The organism is Rhizobium sp. G21, from assembly GCF_014158035.1.
In the GTDB taxonomy this organism is placed as follows: Bacteria; Pseudomonadota; Alphaproteobacteria; order Rhizobiales; family Rhizobiaceae; genus Rhizobium_E.
This window is the reverse complement of sequence record NZ_JACFXW010000001.1, coordinates 619,394-644,862: the sequence shown is the minus strand read 5'-3', so window position 1 is coordinate 644,862 and position 25,469 is coordinate 619,394. Positions and strand designations below refer to the sequence as shown.

At 63.7% G+C, this 25,469-nt stretch carries 17 protein-coding genes and 4 pseudogenes; 8 read left to right on the top strand and 13 right to left on the bottom strand.

Annotation, left to right across the window (positions count from 1 at the left end):
* Window positions 1–12: 12 nt before the first annotated feature.
* Window positions 13–624 carry an imm11 family protein gene (locus H2O14_RS03300; protein WP_182826499.1) on the top strand — a complete coding sequence of 204 codons (612 nt, stop codon included), beginning with the start codon at window positions 13–15 and terminating at the stop codon, window positions 622–624.
* Window positions 625–802: 178 nt separating this feature from the next.
* On the opposite strand, the gene H2O14_RS03295 is transcribed toward H2O14_RS03300, so the two are convergent.
* Window positions 803–1,057: a YjhX family toxin gene (locus H2O14_RS03295; RefSeq protein ID WP_182826498.1), complete on the bottom strand. Its 255-nt coding sequence runs from the start codon at window positions 1,055–1,057 to the stop codon at window positions 803–805.
* 268 nt (window positions 1,058–1,325) lie between these two features.
* Between H2O14_RS03295 and H2O14_RS03290 the strand changes: the two genes are divergently transcribed.
* Window positions 1,326–1,835, top strand: coding sequence for a GNAT family N-acetyltransferase (locus tag H2O14_RS03290; RefSeq protein ID WP_182826497.1), 510 nt, complete (start codon window positions 1,326–1,328; stop codon window positions 1,833–1,835).
* Window positions 1,836–1,838: 3 nt separating this feature from the next.
* Here H2O14_RS03290 and H2O14_RS29220 read toward each other — a convergent pair whose 3' ends face one another.
* The 3 genes and pseudogenes from H2O14_RS29220 to H2O14_RS03280 all read right to left on the bottom strand — a co-directional run bounded on the left by H2O14_RS29220 (window position 1,839) and on the right by H2O14_RS03280 (window position 9,445).
* The gene (locus H2O14_RS29220; protein ID WP_409526896.1) at window positions 1,839–2,129 is read right to left on the bottom strand and encodes a translocation/assembly module TamB domain-containing protein; all 291 of its coding nucleotides are present in this window, start codon (window positions 2,127–2,129) and stop codon (window positions 1,839–1,841) included.
* A gap of 55 nt (window positions 2,130–2,184) precedes the next feature.
* Window positions 2,185–4,080, bottom strand: a pseudogene (locus H2O14_RS29215) (translocation/assembly module TamB domain-containing protein); the annotation flags it as partial.
* A 3,478-nt stretch (window positions 4,081–7,558) separates the two neighbouring features.
* Window positions 7,559–9,445, bottom strand: a complete 1,887-nt coding sequence (locus H2O14_RS03280) for an autotransporter assembly complex protein TamA (RefSeq protein ID WP_182826495.1) — start codon at window positions 9,443–9,445, stop codon at window positions 7,559–7,561.
* Between the two features lie 220 nt (window positions 9,446–9,665).
* Here H2O14_RS03280 and gatB point away from each other — a divergent pair, with 220 nt between their 5' ends.
* Window positions 9,666–11,168 carry an Asp-tRNA(Asn)/Glu-tRNA(Gln) amidotransferase subunit GatB gene (gatB, locus tag H2O14_RS03275; RefSeq protein WP_182826494.1) on the top strand — a complete coding sequence of 501 codons (1,503 nt, stop codon included), beginning with the start codon at window positions 9,666–9,668 and terminating at the stop codon, window positions 11,166–11,168.
* 6 nt (window positions 11,169–11,174) lie between these two features.
* Entirely contained in the window at window positions 11,175–11,675 is a 501-nt protein-coding gene (locus H2O14_RS03270) for a GNAT family N-acetyltransferase (protein WP_182826493.1), read from the top strand.
* On the opposite strand, the gene H2O14_RS03265 is transcribed toward H2O14_RS03270, so the two are convergent.
* From H2O14_RS03265 to H2O14_RS03255, 3 genes are read right to left on the bottom strand one after another with little or no spacing between them, the layout of a single operon-like run.
* Window positions 11,676–12,236, bottom strand: coding sequence for an SIS domain-containing protein (locus tag H2O14_RS03265; protein ID WP_182826492.1), 561 nt, complete (start codon window positions 12,234–12,236; stop codon window positions 11,676–11,678). It lies immediately after the preceding gene.
* A gap of 2 nt (window positions 12,237–12,238) precedes the next feature.
* Window positions 12,239–12,451: a hypothetical protein gene (locus H2O14_RS03260; RefSeq protein WP_182826491.1), complete on the bottom strand. Its 213-nt coding sequence runs from the start codon at window positions 12,449–12,451 to the stop codon at window positions 12,239–12,241.
* The gene (locus H2O14_RS03255) at window positions 12,448–12,726 is read right to left on the bottom strand and encodes a hypothetical protein (protein ID WP_182826490.1); all 279 of its coding nucleotides are present in this window, start codon (window positions 12,724–12,726) and stop codon (window positions 12,448–12,450) included. The genes H2O14_RS03260 and H2O14_RS03255 overlap by 4 nt, the downstream gene beginning before the upstream one ends.
* Window positions 12,727–12,845: 119 nt before the next feature.
* On the opposite strand from H2O14_RS03255, the pseudogene H2O14_RS03250 reads away from it, so the two are divergent.
* Together H2O14_RS03250 and H2O14_RS03245 are read left to right on the top strand one after the other, a co-directional pair.
* Window positions 12,846–13,243: pseudogene (locus H2O14_RS03250) on the top strand (NADH:ubiquinone oxidoreductase subunit NDUFA12).
* A gap of 72 nt (window positions 13,244–13,315) precedes the next feature.
* Window positions 13,316–13,942 (top strand): DUF2155 domain-containing protein, encoded by a 627-nt coding sequence (locus H2O14_RS03245; protein WP_182829254.1) that lies wholly within the window; start codon window positions 13,316–13,318, stop codon window positions 13,940–13,942.
* A gap of 15 nt (window positions 13,943–13,957) precedes the next feature.
* On the opposite strand, the gene aat is transcribed toward H2O14_RS03245, so the two are convergent.
* The 6 genes and pseudogenes from aat to H2O14_RS03215 all read right to left on the bottom strand — a co-directional run bounded on the left by aat (window position 13,958) and on the right by H2O14_RS03215 (window position 20,919).
* Window positions 13,958–14,569, bottom strand: a complete 612-nt coding sequence (aat, locus tag H2O14_RS03240; protein WP_182826489.1) for a leucyl/phenylalanyl-tRNA--protein transferase — start codon at window positions 14,567–14,569, stop codon at window positions 13,958–13,960.
* Window positions 14,570–14,581: 12 nt separating this feature from the next.
* On the bottom strand, window positions 14,582–15,922 hold the full coding sequence (accC, locus tag H2O14_RS03235; RefSeq protein ID WP_182826488.1) for an acetyl-CoA carboxylase biotin carboxylase subunit: 1,341 nt from the start codon (window positions 15,920–15,922) through the stop codon (window positions 14,582–14,584).
* A 10-nt stretch (window positions 15,923–15,932) separates the two neighbouring features.
* A complete protein-coding gene (gene accB, locus H2O14_RS03230) occupies window positions 15,933–16,415 on the bottom strand; it encodes an acetyl-CoA carboxylase biotin carboxyl carrier protein (RefSeq protein ID WP_182826487.1) in 483 nt (160 codons plus the stop codon).
* Between the two features lie 20 nt (window positions 16,416–16,435).
* Window positions 16,436–16,873, bottom strand: coding sequence for a type II 3-dehydroquinate dehydratase (gene aroQ / locus H2O14_RS03225; protein ID WP_182826486.1), 438 nt, complete (start codon window positions 16,871–16,873; stop codon window positions 16,436–16,438).
* Window positions 16,874–17,014: 141 nt separating this feature from the next.
* Window positions 17,015–17,770 carry a DsbA family protein gene (locus tag H2O14_RS03220; RefSeq protein WP_182826485.1) on the bottom strand — a complete coding sequence of 252 codons (756 nt, stop codon included), beginning with the start codon at window positions 17,768–17,770 and terminating at the stop codon, window positions 17,015–17,017.
* Window positions 17,771–17,947: 177 nt separating this feature from the next.
* Window positions 17,948–20,919: pseudogene (locus H2O14_RS03215) on the bottom strand (ribonuclease E/G).
* A 705-nt stretch (window positions 20,920–21,624) separates the two neighbouring features.
* Between H2O14_RS03215 and H2O14_RS03210 the strand changes: the two are divergent.
* Both H2O14_RS03210 and H2O14_RS03205 read left to right on the top strand, forming a co-directional pair.
* A complete protein-coding gene (locus tag H2O14_RS03210; RefSeq protein ID WP_246697277.1) occupies window positions 21,625–22,806 on the top strand; it encodes an N-acetylmuramoyl-L-alanine amidase in 1,182 nt (393 codons plus the stop codon).
* 183 nt (window positions 22,807–22,989) lie between these two features.
* Window positions 22,990–25,442, top strand: a pseudogene (locus H2O14_RS03205) (penicillin-binding protein 1A).
* Window positions 25,443–25,469: the final 27 nt, after the last annotated feature.

Below are 25,469 nucleotides of genomic sequence, written 5' to 3'. Positions count from 1 at the left end.
CAGAGAGAATGCATGACCTACATTGTAAGATTTGGAACCGAAGCCCCGCATTTCATCATCGCCACGTTAACTGATTTCGAGACAAAGGTCCCTGATCTTCATGCGCGCGTCGAGGTTGCGAGAGTTTTCAAGAACGGCGTACGGCTGTTAACTGTGGAGGAAACGCCAGAGCACTTGGTTCTGGAGAGTCCAAAAGCGCGTTTGCGGGACATATTCAAAACGGCGAGCGGGGCATTGATAATCTCCGAAAAGCTACAGGCGCTCATGGAGGAGATGGACCCCGGTACGCACCAATTCATGCCGATCACCATCGACAATCGCGCAGAGCCTGGACGCTGGTTCATCCTGAACATTCATGCAAAACAAAACAGCGTCGTCGATGACCAATCGGATGTTCGACAAAGTTTCGGATCGCCCAAGAACCATGAAATCATGTTCTTTAGATATTTTCCGGCCGACAAAGGCCACATTAACGCAACCATCGACACATCTGCCCTGGGAGGGCTGCATGTGTGGCGGGAGCGGCGGTATCCGGACAGTCTGTTAGTGTCGGATGCGTTCCAGGCAGAGTTGAAGAAGAGAAAGATCGAATTTTTCGAGTTGCGCAAGGCGCGCAAGATTTGATAGCGCGCCGATCTGTAGCCTCCGCCGTGGTCATCCTTGGGCTTGTCCCAAGAATCTGCCGTGGGGCCGGCGAGGATGCGGGTGTTGCGGCGTGGGCAGATGCTCGCCACAGGGGCGAGCATGACGAAGGAAAGGTTTTGCCGCCCCGAGCAACAGGCGGCGGAGCGGCAACCCATTCCTACTGATTGTCCAGCTGCGCCCGCACCAGCGCCAATCCGCGTTCGGTGATGCGATAAGGCTGTCCCGATGTCGACGAGATCGCTCTCAGCCGCTTCAATTTGCGGAAGAGGTCTATGTCGAGGCCGGGATAGAGCCAGCCGTCGCGGGTGAAGCATCGGACGGTTGAGATCTTGCTGGCGCGGCGGTCGCGTTCGATGAAGCCGCCCTGGGCGAGCAGGTGGAGGATGCGCTGTTCGGCGCGGGTGATGTCCATGATGGTCGGAACCCTGAAGGCTCGAGAGACGAGCGAGAAACAACGGCCCGGGCCTCGGATGAGGCGGGCGGTGATTTCACTCCTGCGCGGAAAAAATCCGGGCAGGACGGTTCAGACAAGCTCCGACGAGTTCGACATCCAGTCTCCTATGACCCGGTTTTCATAAAACATGCTTAAAAACGCGTCAACAGGGCAGCCTTCCCAAACGCTTGCTTGACCAAAGCCCGAATCCGTATTTCGATTGCAGGTGAACAGGATAGGAGGACGGATGGCCAGCATCCGGAATGCGCGGGAAGACGAAGCGATGGCTCTGGCCGCGATCGGCATGCGCGCCTGGGAAAGCGCGGTCGCCGGCTGGATCGATATCGGGCTTCTGCGCCGCAATGCCGAACGCGCCTTCCTCGCTTTCACCGTCAACAATTTCCTGACCATCGACGTCGCCGAACAGGGCGGGCAGGCAGCCGCCTGGGCGGCGCGGGAGCGGCTCGACAATCACATCAGCGATCTCTGGGTCGATCCGATCTGGCAGTCCCAAGGCTTCGGCAAACTGCTGCTCGCCCGTCTAGAAAGCGAAATCGAGGGGCAGGGTTATGAGGTCGCCACGATCGAGACGCATTCGCAGAACGAGAAGGCGATCGAATTCCTGCGCCACCACGGCTACGAGATCAGCTGGATGACCGCCTCCTGGTCGCCGCAGCTCGACCGCGACGTCGATACGGTGGGTCTCGTCAAGCGCCTGCAGCCACAGGAGACCCAGCGGGTCTACGGCGAATTCTAATCGTCAATATTCCTTTTCATAGAACACGCCGGCGCCGGTGGAGCCATCCGCGCCCGCCGAGCCCTTGAGCTTCACGCCCTTGCCGACATCGAGATTGATGATCGCCCGCGTCGAACTCGAATCCGAGCCCTGCTGGAATTGCAGATAGGTGCGCTTGTTGATGTATTTGCCGACCGACAGCGCCGTATTGCCGTTCTCGTCGGTGCCGAGATCGAGGTCGTCGACCCCAGCCCCTGGCGCAATTTGTCGAACAGCGACGACGACTGGCCGCCGGCCAGCGAGCCACCACCGCATCCGCCAGCTGCGCGATCTGAACCGCCGAAAGGCTGGAAGCCGACCGGCCAAAGATCAGCTGCGCGAGGATCTCGTCCTGCGGCAGCGAAGGCGACGACGAGAACGTCACTTTGGGATCGCTCGCCGGGCCGGCCACGCTGACGGTCGCCGTCGTCGAACTCAGGTTCGACGTCGCCACCAGATCCAGCGCCGGCATCATGCCGCCGGTAAACGAGATCGAGCCCGACGTGAAATCGAGCCGACGTCCGACGATCGACAGGCGTCCGCGCCGCATATTGAACGCGCCGATGACACGGGGATTGGCCGCCGTGCCCGCCACGCGCACGCGGCCGCCGAGTTCGGCGTCGAGGCCGCGGCCACGCACGAAGATCTGGCGCGGGGCCGAAATCGTCAGGTTCAGCTTGAAGCCGGCGTCGTCGGCGCCCGTGTCGCCCTGATCGGCGCTCGCCTTCTTGGAGCCGATCGCCTTGGCTTGCGCCGCGACATCGGCGGGCGGATCGACATGGCGGATGTTCAGTTTGCCGAGCGAGCCCGGCAGACTCTGCGGCACGGTGATGTCGGCGCGGGCGATGCGGATTTCGCCGCCGAGCTGGGGACCGGCGACAAGCGGGCCGGTCAGCGTCAGCTTGCCGCTCAATTTCGCCGCCACGATGCGGCCGTCCGTATAGACAGCTCGGTTGAGATCGATGGTGAGATTGGCGGGATAATTGGAGCCCGGCGCAATGCCGATGGTCCCGCCCACCGCCAGGGAGCCGCCCGAAGCAAAGTTGCCGGTGAGCCTGGAGATCCGCGCCTGCTTGCCGTCGAGATCGATCGTGGCGGCGATTTTGTTGATCACCAAGTTCTGGCGGATGACGGTGACTTCGGCGCCGCTGGTCGAGATGCGGCCGGTGATGTTGGGGCTGGTCGCTGCGCCTGAGATCGACAGCTGGAAATCCGCGGCGCCCTTCAGCGCAAGCCCTTGCGGCGCCGTGAGGCTGCCGAGCGCCGCGAAGGGCAGCTTGCCCTGGGCCTTCAAAGCCAGGCTGCGGGCGCCGGTCAGTCCCACCGAGCCCGTGACGCGGCCGTTCAACCCGCCGCCGCCATTGGCCGTCACATCGAGGCTGAGCGCATCGCCCTTGGTGGCGCCTTTGGCGGTGATGGCGAAGGCGCCGAGGCCGGCGGCGCGGGTCTGGCTGGTTTCGGCCCCCTTCCAGGCGAGGTCGAAGCCGATCCTCGGCTGCGACGGCGATCCGGCGACGGATGCGGTCCCGCTGATCGCCCCGCTCGCGCCGAGACCCGGCGAGAAGCTGTTGGCCAGCTGAGCGGGAAGAGCGGAGATGCGCGCGTCGAGCGCCAGTTTTTCGCCGCCCGCCGCGCCCTTGACGGTGACGGAGCCGCCGCCCAGCGCCAGTTTGATCTCGCCGAGATCGACAGCGCCGCCGGCGATGACGAGCGAGGCGGGCGCCGTAAGTTTGACCGGCACGCCGCGCGGGGCGGCCGACAGCGTCTGGAGATCGAGCCGCAATCCATCGCCTTCGGGCGTCAGCTTGCCCTTGGCGGCGGCCGGCGCGCCATCGAGTTTCGCCGTCAGCGCAAATTGCGTCGCGGCGCCCTGGCGGTCGAAGTCGAGCGCCAGCGCGTCCACGGCGTTGGCCCCCTGGGCGATGCGATCGGCCTTCACCGAGCCCGTCACGACGCCGCGCAGCAGATCGGGCGACGAGATATCGGCGTTCAGTCCCTTGATCTCGGCGCCGAAGCCCGAGAAGCTGTTGCTGCGGGCCTTGACGGTGGCTTCGATCGCGTCGCCCTTGCTGGCGAACTTGCTTTCGCCTTCCAGCGCGCCGGTGATGGGTTGCCCCGCCAGAGCGCCGATCAGGCCGAGATCGGGCAGCGTGAATAGCACCTGTCCCTCAGGCTTGTACCGGCTGTCGAGTTCGATCGCGCCTTCGATGCGGTTGGGGCCGATCATGGCGTTGAGGGAAGGGATGGAAATCCCGCCCGCAGCCGTTTGGGCGCCCTTGAGATTGATGTCGATCTCCTGACCGCGCAGCACGCCCTTGGCGGTGACGTCGGCGGCGAGACGGCCGTTTTCGGCGCGGATGTCGGCCTGGCCCTTGAGCGCGCCTTCCGCCGTCTGCCCGCCCATGGCGGCGAGCAGCGACAGGTCGGGCAGGTCGAAATTGATTTTGCCGGTCGGCAGCAGGTCCGGGTTGAGCGTCAGCGCGCCGTTCGCCTTGTTGGGGCCGAGCGACAGGTCGAACGCCGGCAGCGCGATGACGCCCGACTGGCGCGTCAGGTCGAGCGACAGCGACAAAGGCTGCTCGCGCACATCGCCCTTGGCCGTGACATTGACGGACAGACCCTTGTCGATCGGAGCAATGCGGACCGAGCCGTCATAGGCGCCCTCTGCCTTTCGGCCGGCCAGCGCCGCCAGTTTGCCTGCGTCCGGTATGTCGAACTGGAACGTCCCGGTCGGCTGGTTCGCCGTGTCCAGCGAGACGGAGCCAGTGATCTTTGCGCCGGCGGCCCGGATGTCGAGGCCGTCGATCTTGATCCCGGGCGTGGAGATGTCGACGCGCGCTTTCAGCGTGACCGGCTCGTTGCGGATTGTGGTTGCGATGGTCGCATCTATGATTTTGGCGGCGTAGCGGCCCCTGACATCGGCGTCGAGCGGCGGCAGGCCATTGGTCGCCAACGCGTTTGCGCTGAGCGCCGTGGCTTTGAGATCGAAATCCGCTATGGGATCGGCGGCCTTGCCGGTGATCCTGACCTTGCCCGACGCGAAGCCGCCGATCGCCTGATCGGCGACGAAGCGGTTGGCGAGATCGAGCGGCAGGTCCTTGATGTCCAGGGTCAGATCCAATTCCGCCCCCGCGGATCCGCTGACGGTGACGGCGCCGGAGCCCATCGCGATATTCAGCGCGTCGAGCGTGACGCTGCCGCCTTCCGTCAGCGCCAAGGTCTTGCCGGCGCCGAATTTCAGGGGAACGCCGCGCGGGGCGGCTTCCAGCCGGTCCATCGTCACACGCGGCGACGGGGTGGAGAGGTCGACGGTTCCGGTCGCCGCGAGCGGCGCCTTGTCGAGTTCTGCAGCGAGATCGAAACGCAGCTTCTGCTCCGCAAAGGCCAGGTCGAGCTTGGGCGAAACGACCGTCGCGCCCTGCGCCGTCAAGGACTTGGCGGCGACGTCTCCCGTGACGGCTTGCGCCAGCAGATCATCCGAACGCAACGTCAGTTGTGGCGAGGCGAGGTCCGCGCCTTGGGCGGCGATCCTGTCGCCCGAGGCCTGGAGATCGAGGCCGATCTTGCCGTTGTTGTCGAAAAGTTTGGCCGTTCCCGCCAGCGCGCCTTGAGCCGTCTGGCCGGCGAGACCGGCGAGTTGGTCGAGGTCCTCCAGCTTGAAGGCGATTTGTCCTTCGGGAACGCCGCGGGCGTTGAGGGTGAGATCGCCCGCCGCCGAGGATTTGCCGAGCGAGGCGGTGAGGTTCTTTGCGGCGACGGCGCCGTCGGCCGTGCTCACGCCGCTCGTGAGCGAGAGCGGCAGACCGCGATACTCGGCCGCAAGGTCGACCGTCGCCTCCAGAGCGCCGTCTTTCAATCCAGCCGACACGGTCGCCGCGGGTTTCGCGAGCGTCTGTCCGGCATAAGCCAGTTGATCCGAAGACAGCACGATCTCGGCTTTCGGCGCGTTCAGTGAACCCGAGAGCGTCACCGTCGCCTTGGCGGCGCCGGAGGCATTGGGGTCGAAGAGGCTGGCGTCGGAGAGCGCCAGATCCAAAGCGCCGGTCAAGCTCTGATCCGCGCCTAATGTCGCTTTGCCGGTCGCATCGAGCGCCTCGGCGTCGAGCTTGAGATTGTCCAACGCCACGCCGGCTTGCGCGGAATAGACGACGGAGCCCGCGAGTTTGGTTTGTCCAGCCAGCGCGGCGCGCGCCTGTGGGGGAGCGATCGCGGCGAGATCGGCGTCGACGGCGAAATCCGCGGTAACCGATCCCTGTGTTCTGTCAAAGCGGCCGGCGAGGTCGACCGACGCTTTTGCGGCTTCCAGCCTGAATTTCTCGATTGTTATGGCGCCGGCGTCCACCACGGCTGCGCCCGACAAGCGCGCCGGGCCGTTCAAGAGCTTGGCGGCGGTGGCGTCGCTCATCGTCAGCGCGCCGATGTCGCCCGCAAATTCGATGCGTCCCGACGCCGTGGCGAGATCGAGGCTGTCGCTTCGAGCCGTCACCCTCGCATCGGCCAAACCGGCCTGCGGCGTCTTGATCTCCGCTGCGTCGATTTCCGCCGACAGTTTCGTCGCGCCATAGGGGCCGGACAGGGCGAGCTTTGCGCTCCGCACCGTCGCCGAGACGGCGTCGTCGCCCGGCATTTGCAGCGCCAAGCCGTTGCCTGCGGGGACAAGCGTCAGCGTAAGATCGGCCTCGCCCTTGGGATCGAGCTTGCCTTGCGCGTCGATGCGGAAGCGGTCATTGGCGATTGCGCTCTTGGAAATGGTGATCGCCCCGTCGACCGACCGCGAGGCGTCGAGATCGAGGCGCGTGTCGCCGGTCAAAAAAGGCCGGATCTCCGGCGGAAGAAGTTCGGCGAACTGGCCGCCGCCCGTTACCGACACGGTGACGGCGCCGTCGGATGCGCGTCCGCCGCCGCCTTCGATGCGCAGCACGGTCCGGCCGCTCACCATGCCGGTGGCGGCGCCGCGCCAGTTGTCGAGCGTGCCGTCGCCCTTCAGCGACAGCGCCACATCCGGGCGGTCCGGCAATTGCAGGAGATTGGCGATCAGACCGCCGGCGGGCTCGACGACGTCGATATCCGCTTTCAGCGCGCCGCTGTCCAGTCGGTAGTCGACGACCGCCCGGGCGCGGGCTTCGGGACGGGCGCGCTCCGAGGCGTTGAGCGTCGCAGCGACGGCGTTGGCCAGGAGTTTCGCCGAGCCTTCGGCCGACAAGGACGCGTCGCGGCCGATCAACGCCGCCCCCAAATCGATGCGCGGCAGTGCGAGCCTGTCGAGCGCGATCTCCACAGGCAGGCCGGAAGACGCGCCGTCGTCAACCGTCTCCACTGTGGTCACGGGCGGTCGCGACACGGCGACCTCGCCTGCCCGCAGCGCATCGATCTGCACCCGGGCCTTCAGAAGGTCGAGAGGACGCCAGGTGAGATCGACATCCCGAACTGTGGCATAGACGCCGCGGCTGTCGGCGACGGTGAGCCCGTCGATATGCACGGAGCCGTCGAGCAGACCGCTCAGCCCGTCGATGTCGAGCTTGAGATCGGGGCTTTCGAGGAAGGCGGCCGCCTGGTCGGCGAGAAACTGATTGCCGCGCGCGGTGAAGCCGAGCGCGCCGACGAGAACCGCGATCAGCGCGATCAGGCACAGCAGCGTGATCAATCCATAGCGCAGGCTGCGAAACAGGAAGGCGGTGAAACTCATATGGGCCACGAACGCCTCCTCAGAATGACTGGCCGATGCCGGCATAAATGCCGAAGGACGACCCGCCATCATATTTCTTGCTGGGCAGGGCGACATCGACACGGATCGGGCCGAGGCCGGTGGCGTAGCGGAAGCCCACGCCATAGCCGGCGCGGAAATCGCTGAAATCGGGATAGAGCGCCTTGTTGACCGAGGCGATGTCGATGAAAGGCACGACGGAGATCTTTTCCGTCACCTTCACCCGCGCTTCCATCGAGGTGATCGCGTAGGAACGACCGCCCGTCGCGTCGCCGTCGCCATTGCGCGGGCTGATCTCCTGATAACCGTAGCCGCGCACCGAGCCGCCGCCGCCGGCATAGAAACGTCTGATGGCCGGCACATCCTTCAACTGGTCGACGCCGACCAGCGTGCCCAGCGACAGTTTGCCGGCCAGCACCACGCCGTTCTCTTCGCCGAGACCCCAATAGCCTGACACCGATCCCTCGAAGGAAGAAAAGGGAGTTCCTTCAAGCGCTTCGTAGCTCGGGATGGCGGAGAGGTCGAGCTTGTAGCCTTCCGTGGCGTCGAGCGGATTGTCGGTGGCGTCGCGAGTCCAGCTCAAGGGCACGGAGGCGATCAGATAGTCGTTCTTGCCGAACACGTCCTTGGTCCGGTTGGCGGTGAGGTCCACGCCCGCCGTCGCCACATCCTTGCTGGTCACGTCGAAACTGGTGTTGGCGAAAATCGAGATGGTCGAGGCGCGATAGGCGTCCGGATTTTCGTTCTTGGCGATCACCCCGGCATTGAAGGTGGTGATCTGGTTGAAGGCGGCGGGTTTTGAAAACAGGATCGAGAAGTCGTAGCCGAGCTCTTTCCAGTCCAGCGTGCTGCCGAGGCGCGACACCGCGCCGCTGATCTTCAGCGATTCGGCGCCGCCGAACAGGTTGCGGTGGCCCCAATAGGCGGAGAGGCCGATGCCGTCGATGGTCGAGAATTCGGCGCCCGCGCCGAAATAGCGCTGCTTGCCGTCCGCAACCGTAATCGCCATCGGAATACGGCCGCTCTGGTCGAGACGGCGCGACTTGGTGATGGCGATGGAGGAAAAGACGCCGAGCTTTCGCAACCTCTCCGTCGCTTCCTTCACTTTTTCGGGGTCGTAACGCTCGCCCGTGTTCAGGCGCGCCCATTGCCGGATGAATTCCGGGTCGACGGTTCGAGAGCCCTTGATGGAGACGTTGCCGTAATCCGCCACAGGGCCGCCCTCGGCGTTGATGGTCACCGTCGTCTCACTGGTCTTGTGGTCGGCGGCAAGTTCGCGGCCGGTGAGCTTGGCGAGCGGTCGGCCCTCCTTTTCGAGATTCTCCACCACGCGACCGGCGGCGGTGATCACTTGTCCTGCGCCCACGGCCTCGCCTGTCTTCAGTCCGAGATCGCGGGGATCGAACTGTGCGGCGTCGACGCCCAGTTTCGTCTCGGCAAGCTTGAAGACAGGTCCGGGCGCTACCTTCACGGACACAGGCACGGGTCTGTCACGCGGGAAATCGGGAACCGGCGGCAAGTCGTCGACCGGCACGCCGTTGACGCTGATATCGATGACGGCGCCGTATCGCGCTTGTTCGTAAAGAGCGGCAAGCAGACGGTCGCGATCGTCGCGGGCCTTGATGACCACGCCGAGATCGCCGGACACGGGCTTTTCCTGCTCCTGGAACAGCAGCGACGCGCCTTCGAGATCCTTGCGCAGATCGTCCTCGCCCGGATCGAAATTCAGCGCATAGCGCACCGGGTCGGACACCGCCGCCGCATCGTCTTCGTCTTCGAAAAACTTCATCCCGAAGATCTCGAAGGCCATTGCCGGCTTTTCATAAACCGGAAGGACCAGAAGTGCGATCAAGGACGAGGCCCGTATATGCGCCTTTAAACTCAACATGGCCTCTATATACCTGCTTTCCGCGAAAACGGTATCAGAAAGAAAACTCTGATAGAAGCCTCGGCGCCCCGGCGGCTTTTGCGCCGCACACTGTTGTCCCGCATTTTTTCCCGCCCGTTGCAAGCCTGCGTCAGTCCGGTGAGGACTCCACGCTTGCCTCCCAAACGCATTTGCTCTACCGGAAAGTTCCACGCTTTATGCATGCAAGAAGGCTTCAAGAATGAGCATAGTCGATGTCCGCACCCCCGATCCGAAACGCTTCATCGCCGGCGCCACCGGCGATTGGGAAGTGGTGATCGGGATGGAAGTCCATGCCCAGGTCACCAGCCAGTCCAAGCTCTTTTCGGGAGCTTCGACCGAGTTCGGCCGGCCGCAGAACGCCAATGTGTCGCTCGTCGACGCCGCCATGCCGGGCATGCTCCCCGTCATCAACGAGGAATGCGTCAAGCAGGCCGTGCGCACCGGTCTCGGCCTGAAGGCTCAGATCAATCATCGCTCGGTGTTCGACCGCAAGAATTACTTCTATCCCGACCTGCCGCAGGGCTACCAGATCTCGCAGTTCAAGGATCCGATCGTCGGCGAGGGCAAGATCGTCATTTCGCTCGGCCCGGATCGGCAGGGCCAGTTCGAGGATATCGAAATCGGCATCGAGCGCCTGCATCTCGAGCAGGACGCCGGCAAGTCGCTGCATGACCAGCATCCGACCATGTCCTATGTCGATCTCAACCGCTCCGGCGTGGCGCTGATGGAAATCGTCTCCAAGCCCGACATGCGCTCGTCCGACGAAGCCAAGGCCTATCTCACCAAGCTGCGCACCATCCTGCGCTATCTCGGCACCTGCGACGGCAATATGGACGAGGGCTCGATGCGCGCCGACGTCAACGTTTCCGTGCGCAAGCCGGGCGGCGCGTTCGGCACACGTTGCGAGATTAAGAACGTCAATTCGATCCGTTTCGTCGGCCAGGCCATCGAATATGAAGCGCGCCGCCAGATCGCCATTCTGGAGGAGGGCGGCGCGATCGATCAGGAAACCCGGCTGTTCGACGCCGGCAAGGGCGAGACCCGGTCGATGCGCTCCAAGGAAGACGCGCATGACTATCGCTACTTCCCCGATCCGGACCTGCTGCCGCTCGAATTCGACAACGCCTTCGTCGCTTCGCTGCTGGCCGACCTGCCGGAACTGCCCGACGACAAGAAGGAGCGGTTCGTTCGTGATCTCGGCCTGACCGTCTATGACGCCTCGGTGCTGGTGTCTGAAAAGGCGATCGCCGATTATTATGAAAAGCTCGCCGAAGGCCGCGACGCCAAGATCGCCGCCAACTGGGTGATCAACGACCTGCTCGGCGCGCTCAACAAGGCGGGCAAGGGCATCGAGGACAGCCCGGTCAGCCCGGCGCAGCTCGGCTCCATCCTCGATCTCATCAAGGACGGCGTGATCTCCGGCAAGCTCGCCAAGGATCTGTTCGAGATCGTCTTCACCGAAGGCGGCGATCCTGCAGAGATCGTCGAAGCCCGCGGCATGAAGCAGGTGACCGACACCGGCGCCATCGAAAAGGCCGTCGACGAAATCATCGCCGCCAATCCCGACCAGGTCGAGAAGGTCAAGGCCAAGCCGACGCTGGCCGGCTGGTTCGTCGGCCAGGTGATGAAGTCGACCGGCGGCAAGGCCAATCCGCAGGCGGTTCAGGCGCTGGTCAAGGCCAAGCTCGGTCTCGAAGACTGATCGCGGATGTTCTTCGTCCGCACAGCCTCCGAAGGCGATCTCAAAGCCGTCTCCGCCCTTCTCGGGCGGAGCTGGCATGCGACCTATGACGCGCTGTACGGCGCCGACAAGGTCAGTGAGATCACCGCAGCCTGGCATTCCGTCGAAGCCCTGAAGACGCGGCTCAAGCGCCCCGATTCGGAATTCGTGGTGGCCGACGACGGCAAGGTCATCGGCGGCATGGCCTATGCGGCGATGGCAGAAGACGAGGCTGACGTCGCCGTTCTGCACATGATCTATGTCGAGCCGGGGCTCACGGGGCAGGGCATCGGCCGCGACCTGTTCGCCGAAGTCGAGACCTGTTTTCCCTCGGCCAAGCGCATGCGGCTCGACGTCGAGCCGAAGAACGAGCGCGCCGTCGCTTTCTATACGGGGCTCGGCTTCGCGGAAATTGGCTGGACCAAGAATTGCGGGGCGCAAACTTCCGGCATCCCCGCGCTCATTCTCGAGAAGTCGCTCAGCTTCTGATCATTCCAGATTGGTGTGGCGGGCGCGCATGGTCTCGGCCGTCTCGCCCATCCGGTCACGCAGCCGGATCACCAGAATCTCGAACAGCATGAATTGCGCCGCTTCGAACAGACTGCCCATCGGCAGGAAGGATGTCGGCTGATCCTCGTCGCGCGCCATGGTCTGGGCGGGAATGGTCAGCACGGCGTCGCAAAGCCTGATCGTCGCTCCGTCTGGTTCGGCGGTGATCACCGCGATCGCCGCGCCGGCGGCTTTGGCCGTCCGCGCCAGAGAATCGACGGTCGCGAGATAGCCGGGGCCGCAACTCGCCAAAAACAGATCGCCTTCGCCGAGCGGCGGCGTGGTCATGTCGCCGACCATGTGGACATCGAGGCCGAGGTGATGGAGCCGCATGCACAATGCGCGCATCATCAGCCCTTCGCGGCCGCAGCCGTAGATCGCGATGCGGCGCGGAATGATCAGATGCGAGATCAACGCCTCCAGCTCCGCTTCATCGGTCTTGTAGAGGCAGGCGCTGACTTCTCCCAGCGCGCGGGCGGCGAGGTCGCCGAGATCAGTCATTTTCAATTCTCCATCATCGCCTTGCCGTCGGGATCGTAGATCTGGACGGTGGCGCATTCCATCAACTGCGTCTTGCGTTCGGGATTGCAGGCGAGCGAGCCCGCAGCTTCGGCTTCCGCGCGGCTCGACCAGCCGCAATGATATTCGTGCCAATGCGGGCCTTCGGTGGATTGCATGAACACGTCGACGGTCCAGCCGCTCTGGCACCAGGTCATTTCCAGGCAGTCCTCGCGCGCTGCGGCGCCGGCGGCGACGCATTTGTCCTGGCGCATTCGAAGGCTTCGGCCGCCGTGGCGCCGTTGCACACCCCGGTCGCCTGTTCGACCGCCTGCACGATGGCGATGCCGTCGGCGCGCACGCCGTTCGCGGCCGCAGCCGCCAGAGTCAGGGCGACCGTCACCCGCATGATCATTCGCATCATCATCTTCCGCGCTCCCCTCGCGTCTCGTTCCCCGGTGCGGACATTGGCGTCGCCGAAGTCGATTTGCAAGCCGGCGCAGGTCCATTTTGCGTGAGAGGGCGCTGGACTTTCTTGCTGCGCAGCGGCATAAGCAGAGCATTCTTTCGGGCGCGGGGAGTCTCGCGCCGCATATTCAGGGTTCCGGACTCATGAAGCTTCTCCTGCAGATTTTCACCTGGTGGAACGGTCAGACCATCGGCACGCGGTTTCACACCTGGCGCTTCGGCAAGAAGGTGGGACAGGACGAGTTCGGCAACACCTATTACACCGGCGGCAAGGACAGCGAAGGCCGTACGCGTCGTTGGGTGGTCTATAACGGCTATGCCGACGCCAGCGCCATTCCGCCCGGCTGGCACGGCTGGATGCATTACCGCACCGACGTTCCGCCGACCGAGCAGACCTATGCGGCGCGCGAATGGGGGAAAAGGCGCATCGCGCCAATCCGACCGGTTCGGCCGCCGCCTACCGACCCAAGGGCTCGCTCGCCACGGGTGGCGAACGCGATCGCGTGACCGGCGATTACGACGCCTGGACCCCGCGCGGCTGAGGCCTCCTTCATCCGGCCATAATTGCCGTCTAACGCACACCGCATGGCCGGAGACTGCGATACGTGAACGGGATGACTTCGATTAGGACGCGATCGACGACGCTGCGGACTGTTTTGTCCGCAGCCTTTCTGGTTGGCGCAAGCCTCGCCGCCACGCCTGCTGATGCGGCGAAGATCAAGAATGCGGTGGCCGAGTTCGCTGGCCTCGACAAGATCACCGGCCGCACTACCACATTCGACGTCTATATCGACGAAACGGTGCAGTTCGGCGCGCTTCAGGTGACGCCGCGCGTCTGCTTCAGCCGCGACGAAACCGAAGCGCAGAAGCAGTCGACTTTCGTGGAAGTCGACGAGATCACGCTCGACCGCAAGATCCGCCGCATCTTCAGCGGCTGGATGTTCGCCGCCTCTCCTGGCCTCAATGCCGTCGATCACCCGATCTACGACATCTGGCTGACCGGCTGCAAACAATCCTCGGACGTGCCGCGTCCCGACGGCTTCAAGATCGATACGACGCCGATCCCCGATCCGAAGACCGAAACGCCGACCGAGAATGCGCCGGACACGCAAGCTCCGACGATGCAACCCGCGCCGCCCGCCGATGGCGAATTGCTGGACCCGGACGCGCCCGTGGAAATGCAGAATCTGCCGGACCTGACGGCTCCCGAGCAGAATTTCGACGAGCCGAACTTCAACTAAGCCTGCCGGAAAGACTCAGAAATCGAGATCCGGCGATTGCATCGCCTGGTCGAGTAGTTTCTCATAATCGCGTTTGGGCACGTCGATCGCGCCGAAACTCTTCAGATGCTCGGTGGTGAACTGCGTGTCGAGCAGGGTAAAGCCTTTTGCGCGCAGCCGCTCGACCAGATGCACCAGACAGATCTTCGAAGCGTCGGTGCGGCGGGAAAACATGCTCTCGCCGAAAAAGGCCGAGCCGAGCGATACGCCGTAGAGGCCGCCCACAAGCTCGCCTCCCTCCCATGCCTCCACCGAATGGGCGTAGCCGAGCTTATGGAGCTCTTTGTAGAGCATCAGGATCAACGGGTTGATCCAGGTCGAGGGACGGTCAGGCGCAGGCTCGCCGCATCTGGCGATCACCTGGTTGAAATCCGTATTGAAGCGGATGTCGAACGGGCGTTTGCGAATGGTCTTGGCGAGGCTCTTGGAAACGTGGAAGCCGTCGAGCGGGATGACGCCGCGCATCTCGGGCTGAACCCAGAAGATATCCGGGTCGTCGGCCGATTCGGCCATCGGAAAAAGCCCCGCGGCATAGGCGCGGAGCAGGATCTCGGGCGTGATGGCGGCGGTATGCGATAAACGCGCCATCACGCAATCCCGTCAGTCATTGGCCAGGTAATGCTCGAGCCAATGGATATCGTAATCCCCATTGGCGATGTCCGCATTGGACACGAGATCCTGGAACAGCGGCAGCGTCGTCTTGATGCCGTCGATGACGAATTCGTCGAGCACGCGGCGCAGGCGCATCATGCATTCCACACGGGTGCGGCCATGCACGATCAGCTTGCCGATCAGGCTGTCGTAATAAGGCGGGATCTTGTAGCCCGCATAGGCTCCGGAATCGACGCGCACGCCCAGGCCGCCTGGGGCGTGGAAATGCGTGATCGTGCCGGGCGAGGGGACGAAGGTCCGGGGATCCTCGGCATTGATGCGGCATTCGATCGCGTGGCCCTGGAAGACGATCTCGTCCTGGGTCACGGACAGGCCGTTGCCGGAAGCGACGCGGATCTGCTCATGCACGAGGTCGATGCCGGTGATGGCTTCGGTGACCGGATGCTCCACCTGCAGACGCGTGTTCATTTCGATGAAATAGAACTCGCCGTTTTCATAGAGGAACTCGATCGTGCCGGCGCCGCGATATTTCAGCTTCTTCATCGCGTCGGCGCAGATCTGGCCGATCTTCATCCGCTGCTCGACGTTGAGCGCCGGAGAATTGGCTTCTTCCCAGATCTTCTGGTGGCGGCGCTGCAGCGAGCAGTCGCGTTCGCCGAGATGGATGGCGTTGCCGGCGCCGTCGCCGAACACCTGGATCTCGATATGCCGGGGCTTGCCGAGATATTTCTCCATATAGACGGAATCGTTGCCGAAGGCGTTGGCCGCTTCCGAACGCGCCGTGTTGAAGGCTTCGAGCAGATCTTCTTCGGTCTTGGCGACCTTCATGCCGCGTCCGCCGCCGCCGGCGGTTGCCTTGATCAGCACGGGATAGCCGATTTCACGCGCCGTCTTGAGGGCGTCCTCGTCCGACAGCACTTCGCCGGCCGAGCCCGGCACCACGGGAATGCCGAGATCCTGCGCCGTCTGCTTGGCGGTGATCTTGTCGCCCATGATGCGGATATGATCGGCGGTCGGCCCGATGAAGGTGATGCCGTGCGCGTCGAGTATGTCGGCGAACTTGGCGTTTTCCGACAGGAAGCCGTAGCCGGGATGCACGGCGTCTGCGCCGGTGATTTCGCAGGCGGCGACGATTTGATGGATGTTCAGATAGCTGTCGCGCGACGGCGGCGGGCCGATGCAGACGCTTTCGTCGGCGAGACGCACATGCATCGCGTCCGAATCGGCGGTCGAATGCACCGCGACCGTCGCGATGCCGAGCTCTTTACAGGCGCGCAGCACGCGAAGGGCGATTTCGCCGCGATTGGCAATGAGGATCTTGGAGATCATGGGATCCGCCTTATTCGATCACAAGCAGGGGCTCGCCGAATTCGACGGGCGCGGCGTCGCCGACCATGATCGCCGCGATCTTGCCGGAACGCGGCGCCGGAATCTGGTTCATGGTCTTCATGGCTTCGATGATCAGCACGGTCTGGCCTTCCTTGACCTGTTGGCCCACGGTCACGAAGGGCGCGGAGCCGGGGGCCGGCGAGTGGTAGCAGGTGCCGACCATCGGCGACGTCAGCTTGAAGCCGGCCGGCGCGGCAGGCGCGGCTTCGGCGGCAACGGCGGCGGGAGCGGCGGCCAAGGGCGCAGCCATCGGCGCCGCTTGCATCGCGTAAGCCGGCATGGAAGCCTGGGCGAACACCTGCTGGGTGTTGCGCGAAACGCGGATGCGCATATCCGCCTGTTCGACCTCGATCTCGGTGAGATCCGTGTCCTTGAGGATGTTGGCCAGATCGCGGATCAGCGCCTGATCAATGCCCGTCTTCTTCTCAGCCATTTTTCAATGTCCTATTATCGTTATGTGACGATCGTCCTGACGGCCTGCATGGCCAGTGTGTACGAATGCGCCCCGAAACCGCAGATCACGCCCTTCACCGCCGGCGCAGTCCATGTCTTGTGGCGGAATTCTTCCCGCGCATGGATGTTCGACAAGTGCAGTTCGATCACCGGGATGGAAATGGCGCGGATCGCGTCGTGCAGCGCGATCGAAGTATGACCGTAGGCGCCGGGATTGATCAGCGCGGCGACGGCCTTGTCATTGGCCTCGTGCAGCCAGTCGATCAGCACGCCCTCGTGATTGGATTGGCGAAAGTCCACCGAAAAACCCAGTTCCGCGCCCGTCTTGCGGCAATCCTCCGCGATCGTGTCGAGCGTGGCGGCTCCATAAATTCCCGGCTCCCGCTTGCCGAGCATATTGAGATTGGGGCCGTTCAAAATATAGACAGTCTGGGTCATCCATTCTTCCTGCATGCACGCATCCCCTCCTATAGACCGGGGAGGGTGACAGGGAAAGGGCCGCGTGGTGCCGGAGGGGTTGTACACAGGCGGGGCGGCCGGGAAAGCCATGTATTCGCTTTTCCCGGCTTTTGCAACAAATCAGCAGACTGTCTTGCCGCACTGGCCGACATTGGCGATTTTCTGGTTGAGAGCGTCGGCCCCGACCGCGCCGAAAATCGTCTCGTTGCCGATGACGTAGGACGGCGTACCGGAGATTCCGAGTTCGGTCGCCAGCTTGTAGGCGTCCTGGACGCGCGCGTCGAAACCCGGCTTGTCCATCTCGGCGCGTATCGCCTCCTCACTCACGCCGAGCGTCTTGGCGATATCGAGGGCGCGCGCTTCGTCGGCATGGTCGCCACTGAGCAGTTCGCGGTGGAAATCGCCATATTTTTCCGGAGCCAGCGCGCGGAATGCGTCCGATACTTTGTGGGCCGCGACCGAGTCGGGTCCGAGAATCGGGAATTCCTTCAACACGAAACGGACATCGGGATTGGACTTCACGATCGTGTCCATGTCCTTCATCGCGCGACGGCAATAGCCGCAATTGTAGTCGAAGAACTCGACCACGGTGACCTTACCCTGCGGATTGCCGACGGAGAGGTCGTAGGGCGCGTTGAAGATCAGGTCCTTGTTGGCGTCGACGGCGACCTTGGCCTGAGCCATGCGCGCTTCGTTCTGCTTCTTCTCGAGCGCCTGCTGCATCTCCATCAAGACGTCGGGATGAGCGAGCAGATAGTCCCGCACGATCGCGCCGATCTCGTCCTTCTGCTGACTTGAGAAGCTGTCGGCGGCGATCGCGGGTTGGAACGCTGCCATCAGCGAAACGAGCGCGGCCGCCCAGGTCATTGTCTTCATCGTCGAATTTCCTCTCGTGCGGCCGGTATGGCGGGCCGTTTATAGTCGTCGCTCTCGGGCGTGGAAATAGAAAAAGGCGGTTCTGGGGCCGCTCTCGCGGGATCGTGAAAAATCACCCTTCACAAATGCGAAGATCCGCCTCGATGTCGAGACGGACCTCCTGAACTCAGCCTTTGATCAGGCGGATGAGGGCATCAAAGAAACCCCTTTTTGCCACCATCCACCCTTCTTCGGCTTGCCGTCGTCCTCGGTCTTTTCGGGACCGGACGACGAGACGACCACCGGCTGCGAGGCCTGCAGCGCTGCCTCGCCGCGATTGGATCGAACCTTCTTTTCGTCGGCCGACGCATCGTCCTCGGGTGCGGGTTCGGCCGCGGGGGCCGGCTCGGATTTCGTCGTCGTTTCGGCGACCGTCGAAGCCGCAGGCTCCGAAGGGACATCGGGTTCGGAGGCGACGACTGGCTCGGCTGCCTCTTCCGCCGCGGCCTCGACCACGACGGCCTCGACGGCTTGCGGGGCGGCTGCGGCTTCGGCCCGGTTGGCGCGAGCCCGTCGCGGACGCGGAGCGGGCGCTTCTGTCGCCGATGGTTCGGCCGCGTTCTCCGGTGCCGCGTCTTGCGTCTCCGACCCGTCGGCGGCTTCACCGTCGGCGTCGTTGGTTTCGGACGAGCCGTTCACGTCGCCTTCGCGCATCCGGCGTCCGCCACGCTTGCCGCGGCGGCGGCGCTTGCGGCTGTCGCTTTCCGAAGCGGCGTCGGCAGACGACGCGTCGGCGCCCTCGACCTCTTCCGCCGAGCCGTTGGCGTCGTCGGCTTCACTGGCGTCGTCATCGTCGTCGCCACTTTCGTCGCCATTGTCGTCCGAGCCGTTCGCGCCGTTGTTGTCGGCGCCGTCACGCTTGCCGCCGCGACGACGACGACGACGCTTCTTCTTCTTGTTCGACTGGTCGTCGGAGCGCGCCTGCTGCGGGGCCGCCGGCGCAGCGCTCTCCTCGATGTCGTCTTCTTCGTCCTCGATCTCGACGATCTCTTCGTCTTCCTCTTCCTCGACGGGGAAGTGGATGAGCTGCTCGATCTTGACCGGATTCTCGACGGCTTCGCCGCGCTCGATCATGAAGTGCTGCGCGCCGCCTTCATCGCCGGCCATGACCGTGATGGAGACGCCGAAGCGGTTTTCATAATCGACGATCGTGCCGCGCTTCTGGTTGAGCAGGTAAAGCGCGGTGTCGGCCGGCGTCTTGACGATGATGTCGTGCGTCGTGCTCTTGAGCAGGAACTCCTCGATGCCGCGCAGAACATGCAGCGCCACCGACGACTGCGAGCGCACCAGACCCGCGCCGTTGCAATGCGGGCAGACCTGCATTGTGCTTTCGAGCACCGAGGCGCGAATGCGCTGGCGCGACATTTCGAGCAGGCCGAAATGCGAGATGCGGCCGACCTGGATGCGGGCGCGGTCGTTTTTGAGGTGGTCCTTGAGGCGCTTTTCGACCAGGCGGTTGTTGCGCTTCTCTTCCATGTCGATGAAGTCGATCACGACGAGACCGGCGAGGTCGCGCAGGCGAAGCTGGCGGGCGACTTCTTCGGCGGCTTCCAGATTGGTCTGGAGCGCGGTGTCTTCGATCGAATGTTCGCGGGTCGACCGGCCGGAGTTGACGTCGATGGCGACGAGCGCTTCGGTCTGGTTGATGATGATGTAGCCGCCAGACTTCAGCGTCACCTGCGGCTGCAGCATGCGGTCGAGCTGGGCTTCGATGCCGGCGCGCGAGAAGATCGGATGAATGTCGCGATAGGGCTGAACCACCTTGGCGTGGCTCGGCATCAGCATCTTCATGAAGTCTTTAGCTTCGCGATAGCCTTCTTCGCCGGAGACGATGACTTCGGAAATGTCCTTGTTGTAGAGGTCGCGGATCGAGCGCTTGATCAGCGAACCTTCTTCATACACCAGGCACGGCGCGGTCGATTCCAGCGTCTTCGTGCGGACGTTTTCCCACAGGCGCATCAGATATTCGAAGTCGCGCTTGACTTCGGCCTTGGTGCGGTTGGCGCCGGCGGTGCGCAGGATGACGCCCATGCCCTGCGGCACTTCGAGTTCGCGGGCGATCTCCTTGAGACGCTTGCGGTCCTGCGGGCTGGTGATCTTGCGCGAAATGCCGCCGCCGCGCGCCGTGTTCGGCATCAGCACGGAATAGCGGCCGGCGAGCGACAGGTAGGTGGTCAGCGCCGCGCCCTTGTTGCCGCGCTCTTCCTTGGCGACCTGCACGAGCAGGATCTGCCGGCGCTTGATCACTTCCTGGATGCGGTACTGCTTGCGCGGCTTGCGCACGACGCGATCGGGAACCTCCTCCATGGCGTCTTCGGCGCCGACGGATTCGATCACTTCCTTTTCGTCGATGTCGTCATCATCGTCGTCGTCCTCGTCATCGCCGCCGCGACGGCGGGCGTCTTCGGAGATCGAATCGACGTCCGCGACCATGGGCATGGCGGGGGCGTCGAGCCCTTGTCGTCGTCGGACGGTTCGGACGCGTCCGCGGTCGGCTGTTCGCCTTCGGTCGCGGCTTCGACGGGCGCTTCCTCGGCCTTCACCTTCTTGGCGCGCGGCTTGCGGACGCGCTTGGGCTTTTCGGCGGGCGCTTCGACGGCCTCGACCTCCACGGCGGGAGCGGCCTCTTCCGCAGGCGCGGCGTCGACGGCGACCTCGGCGGGCGCCTCCTCGGCGGCGGGGGCGGCCTGTGTTTCGAAACTGCGGCCCTGCCAGGATTCGATGTCGGGCTGGGGAGCTTCTTCGAGGCCCGCGGCCGGCTCATGCGCGGACGAGGTGGGCTCGGCGCGGCCGACAGGCTCGAAATCGTCGTCGCGACGATGTTCTTCGGCCTCGGCTCTCAGAAGAGCCTGACGATCGGCGAGGGGGATCTGGTAATAATCTGGGTGGATTTCCGCGAAAGCGAGGAAACCGTGTCGATTGCCGCCGTAATCCACGAAAGCGGCCTGAAGCGAAGGTTCGACCCGGGTAACCTTGGCGAGGTAGATATTTCCTCGCAACTGCTTCTTATGCTGCGACTCGAAGTCGAATTCTTCAATGCGGTTGCCGCGTACGACTACAACGCGCGTCTCCTCAGCGTGAGACGCGTCGATAAGCATCTTGTCTGCCATGTATCTGTAACTCCTCGGCAATCGAGGCTTTGGCGCAAAGGTCCGCCAGGAAGGGGAGTGCCGGGCGCGAGACGCGCCGATTGCCGGATGATGTTTCCCGTCGGTTGGGGCGTGACGCGATCCTGAGGGCGCGGCGGAGACGCGGCGGAGCCGCATGATCTGTCGTTGCCGTCGAGAATAAGATCGCTTGCGTCAATGTCTTACCGAGCGAGAATGTCTATGCCCAAGACCTTGCGGTCCAATGAATGTGCCCGAACTTCACGAGCGTGTGGCGGCCAACCGCCTGAAATTCCATGCGGAAACGTCGCATGACCGGATAGAGCCTCGGTGAATGCGCATCAGCGTCGGATATTACCCCTGGCGTGGCGCCATCCTCCTGGCAGCCTCCCGGGCAATGCGATCCAGCTTTCACTATTCACTCACATACCTTCTATGGTTTATCCATGCGAATATCAAGGGGTGACGCAAATCCGTCACATTATTGACCCATCGAATTCACTCTTTGTCGGAAATCATTGAATTTTCTTGCGAGCCAATTTCTGGGTGTTGGCGCCGGGGGTCGCGAAAATCTATGTTTCGGCCGGCCGAATCAGGGTTTCGCTAAGAAATCAGGCCTATTTTGCGACAGGTGGCGCGCGGCGCCGAAGGCGGGACGGCACAAAGCATGCATAAAATTTTGATGGCATGGCTGGCGGCGATCGCCTGATGATCGGATGCGAAGCGGCGCGCGGCGCCGAAGATCCGTCGCCGCAGCAGCCGCTCATCGCCTACGCCGCGCGGATCGCCGGCGACGATTCCCGCGCCCGCATCGTCATCGATTTCGACCGAGAGCCCGCCTTCCGTCTGCATTACACCGCGTCGCCCGCGCGCCTGATCGTCGATCTCGACGAAACCGCGTTCGGTTTCGGGGAAGGCGATCTCGCGCCGAAGGGGCTCTTCACCGACATCCGCTACGGCCGAATGGGGCAGGGGTCCTCGCGTCTCGTCCTGACGGCGAAGCGCCCGTTCAAGGCAGTTCTGGCCGAAGCGCGGGAAAACGAAGCCGGCAAGGGCTATCGCCTCGTCCTTGATTGCGAAATGACCAGCGCCGAGGAGTTTTCGGCGCTCGTCAAGAATCAGAGTTGGGATCGCGAAAAGATCGCCGGCGGCAAGACCCCGCGCGTCGCGCCGGCGACCCCTCAGGAAAGCAGCGACATCATCATCGCCATCGACGCCGGCCACGGCGGCATCGACACCGGCGCTCTCGGCGCCTCCGGCAAGACGCTGGAAAAGGACGTGACCCTGTCCTTCGCCAAGACGTTGGCCGACAAGCTCAACGCCAAGCCCGGCTTCCGCGCCTTCCTCACCCGCAGCGACGACACATTCGTATCGCTGCCCGAACGCGTGACCATCGCCCGTCAGGGCAAGGCGCGGCTGTTCATTTCGTTGCATGCCGACACGCTGCGCCAGAAGGGGATTCGCGGCGCGACCGTCTACACGATTTCCGACCGCGCCTCCGACAAGCTCGCCGAGAGCCTCGCGGTGCGCGAAAACCTGTCGGACGACATCGCCGGGATCGAGGTGAAGGACGAGCCGGAGGAAGTCGCCGACATCCTCATCGACCTGACGCGGCGTGAGACGCAGGCCTTTTCGATCCAGCTCGCCGAACATGTGGTGAAGTCCTTCGAGGGCCAGATCGAGCTCATCAACAATCCGCTCCGGCATGCCGGCTTCCGCGTGCTGCAGGCGCCGGACGTTCCCTCCGTTCTGCTGGAGCTCGGTTTCCTGTCCAACGCCGAGGACGAAAAACTGCTGACCAGCAAGGCCTGGCGGGACAAGGTCGCGGGCCTCATTGCGGACGGCGCCGTCACCTATTTCAAGGCGAACGGCGTTTTGCGTGGCGGATAGGGCGCAGTCGGCCGTAAAAATCTGTGTGTGGGCGAGCCTTGCGCCCCTGAAAGCGGGCGGAGCCCTATTTTCCTCACATTCGCGACTGTATGAGCCGATGCTGGCGTCGAGGCCGCGCATCGGGTAAAACATGTCCCGGCGCGTCGCGCGTTCGGCGGTCGATCAATGCGCGGAAAGAATTCCATGATCAGACTTATCGGCTATTTCTTCGGCTTGGGAACGATGCTGTTCCTCGCAGCGGCGATGGTGGTGTCTCTCTATCTCGACGAAGTGACCCGGGATCTGCCCGACTACGAAGTGCTCGCCAATTACCAGCCGCCGGTGACCACCCGCGTGCATGCCGACAACGGCGCGCTGATCGCCGAATATGCGCATGAACGCCGTCTGTTCCTGCCGATCCAGGCCATTCCCGACCGCGTCAAGGCCGCGTTCCTCTCCGCCGAAGACAAGAATTTCTACCAGCATGCCGGCGTCGATTTTCAGGGTCTCCTGCGCGCGCTCGCGGTCAACATCCAGAATGTCGGCTCCGGCCGCCGGCCGATGGGCGCCTCCACCATCACCCAGCAGGTGGCCAAGAACTTCCTGTTGACCGCAGACCAGACGATCGACCGCAAGGTCAAGGAAGCGATTCTCGCTTTCCGCATCGAGCAGGCCTATTCCAAGGACAAGATCCTCGAACTCTATCTCAACGAGATCTTCTTCGGGCTGAATTCCTATGGTCTGGCCAGCGCCGCGCTGACCTATTTCGACAAGCCGGTCACCGAACTGACCATCGCCCAGGCCGCCTATCTCGCCGCACTCCCCAAAGGCCCGGCCAATTATCATCCGTTCCGCAAGCACGACGCCGCGATCGAGCGCCGCAACTGGGTAATCGACCGTATGGTCGAAAACGGCTATGTCTCCCGTGACGACGGCGAGGCGGCCAAAAAGGAAGACCTCGGCGTCAGCGCCACGAAGAACAACAGCTATCTGTTCGCTTCCGACTATTTCGCCAGCGAAGTGCGCCGCCAGCTGATCGAGAAATACGGCAAGGACGCGCTCTATGAAGGCGGCCTGTCGGTGCGCACCTCTCTCGATCCGGCGATGCAGCTCTATGCCCGCAAGGCGTTGCAGGACGGCCTGATCAGCTACGATCAGGTCCGCGGATTCCACGGCCTCGTCGACAAGATCGAGATCGGTTCCGACTGGGGCGTTCCACTGTCGAAGATCACGCCGCTTCGCGATGTTCCCGAGTGGCGGCTCGCCGTGGTGCTCGCCGCCGACAAGTCCGGCGTCGATATCGGCATCCGGCCCGAGGTCGACGCGGCCGGCCGCATCGAGGAGGCCCGCACCACCGGTCGCATCGCCGCCGAGGACATGCGTTGGGCTTACCGTTCGGCTGCCGGCGACCGGGCGACGGCAAAAAACCCCACGGGCGTGTTGAATACGGGCGACGTGGTCTATGTCCAGCCCCTCGACGGCAAGGAGGGCGCCTACCGTCTGCGGCAGACGCCGAGAGTGCAGGGCGGTTTCGTCGCGATGGACCCCAATACCGGCCGCGTGCTCGCCATGGCCGGCGGCTTCTCCTTCGCCCAGTCCGAATTCAATCGCGCCACCCAGGCGATGCGCCAGCCGGGGTCGTCGTTCAAGCCCTTCGTCTATGCGGCGGCGCTCGACAACGGCTATACGCCCGCCTCAGTCATTCTCGACGCGCCGATCGAAATCGTCTCCGGCGGCCAGGTCTGGCGGCCGCAGAACTACGGCGGCGGATCGGCCGGCCCGTCGACGCTGCGCCTCGGCATCGAAAAGTCGCGCAACTTGATGACCGTCCGCCTGGCCAACGACATGGGCATGGGCATCGTCGCCGAATATGCCGAGCGTTTCGGCATCTACGACAAGATGAACCCGGTGCTCGCAATGTCGCTCGGCTCCGGGGAAACCACGGTGCTGCGCATGGTGTCGGCCTATTCCGTGCTGGCCAACGGCGGCAAGCAGATCAAGCCGACCTTGATCGACCGCGTGCAGGACCGTTACGGCAAGACGATCTTCAAGCATGAGGAGCGGGTCTGCCAGACCTGTAATGCGCGCGAATGGGACAGCCAGAACGAACCCGACGTGCTCGACAATCGCGAGCAGGTTCTCGATCCCATGACCGCCTATCAGATCACCTCGATCATGCAGGGCGTGATCCTGCGCGGCACCGCCGCGGGCAAGATCAAGCTCGACAGCGACGTCGCCGGCAAAACCGGCACCACCAATGACGAAAAGGACGCCTGGTTCGTCGGCTACACGCCCAATCTGGTCGCCGGCGTCTATATGGGTTTCGACGATCCAAGCCGATGGGCCGTGGGGGCACGGGCGGCTCTTTGTCGGCGCCCTTGTTCAACGAGTTCATGCAGGCGGCCCTCAAGGGCCACAAGCCGGAGAAATTCATCATGCCCGAAGGCATGAAGCTCATACCGGTCAACCGCAAGACCGGCATGATGGCGGTGGAAGGCGATCCGGACACCATCGTCGAGGCCTTCAAGCCCGGCACCGGCCCGGCCGACGTCTATTCGGTCATCGGCGCCGAGGGCTATGCCTCGCCCGAGGAGATCCTCAACTCCTCGCAGCAGGCCAAGGACGCGATCGTCAACGGATCCGGCGGCCTGTTCTGACGATCCACGCCCGACGGCGACCGGGAA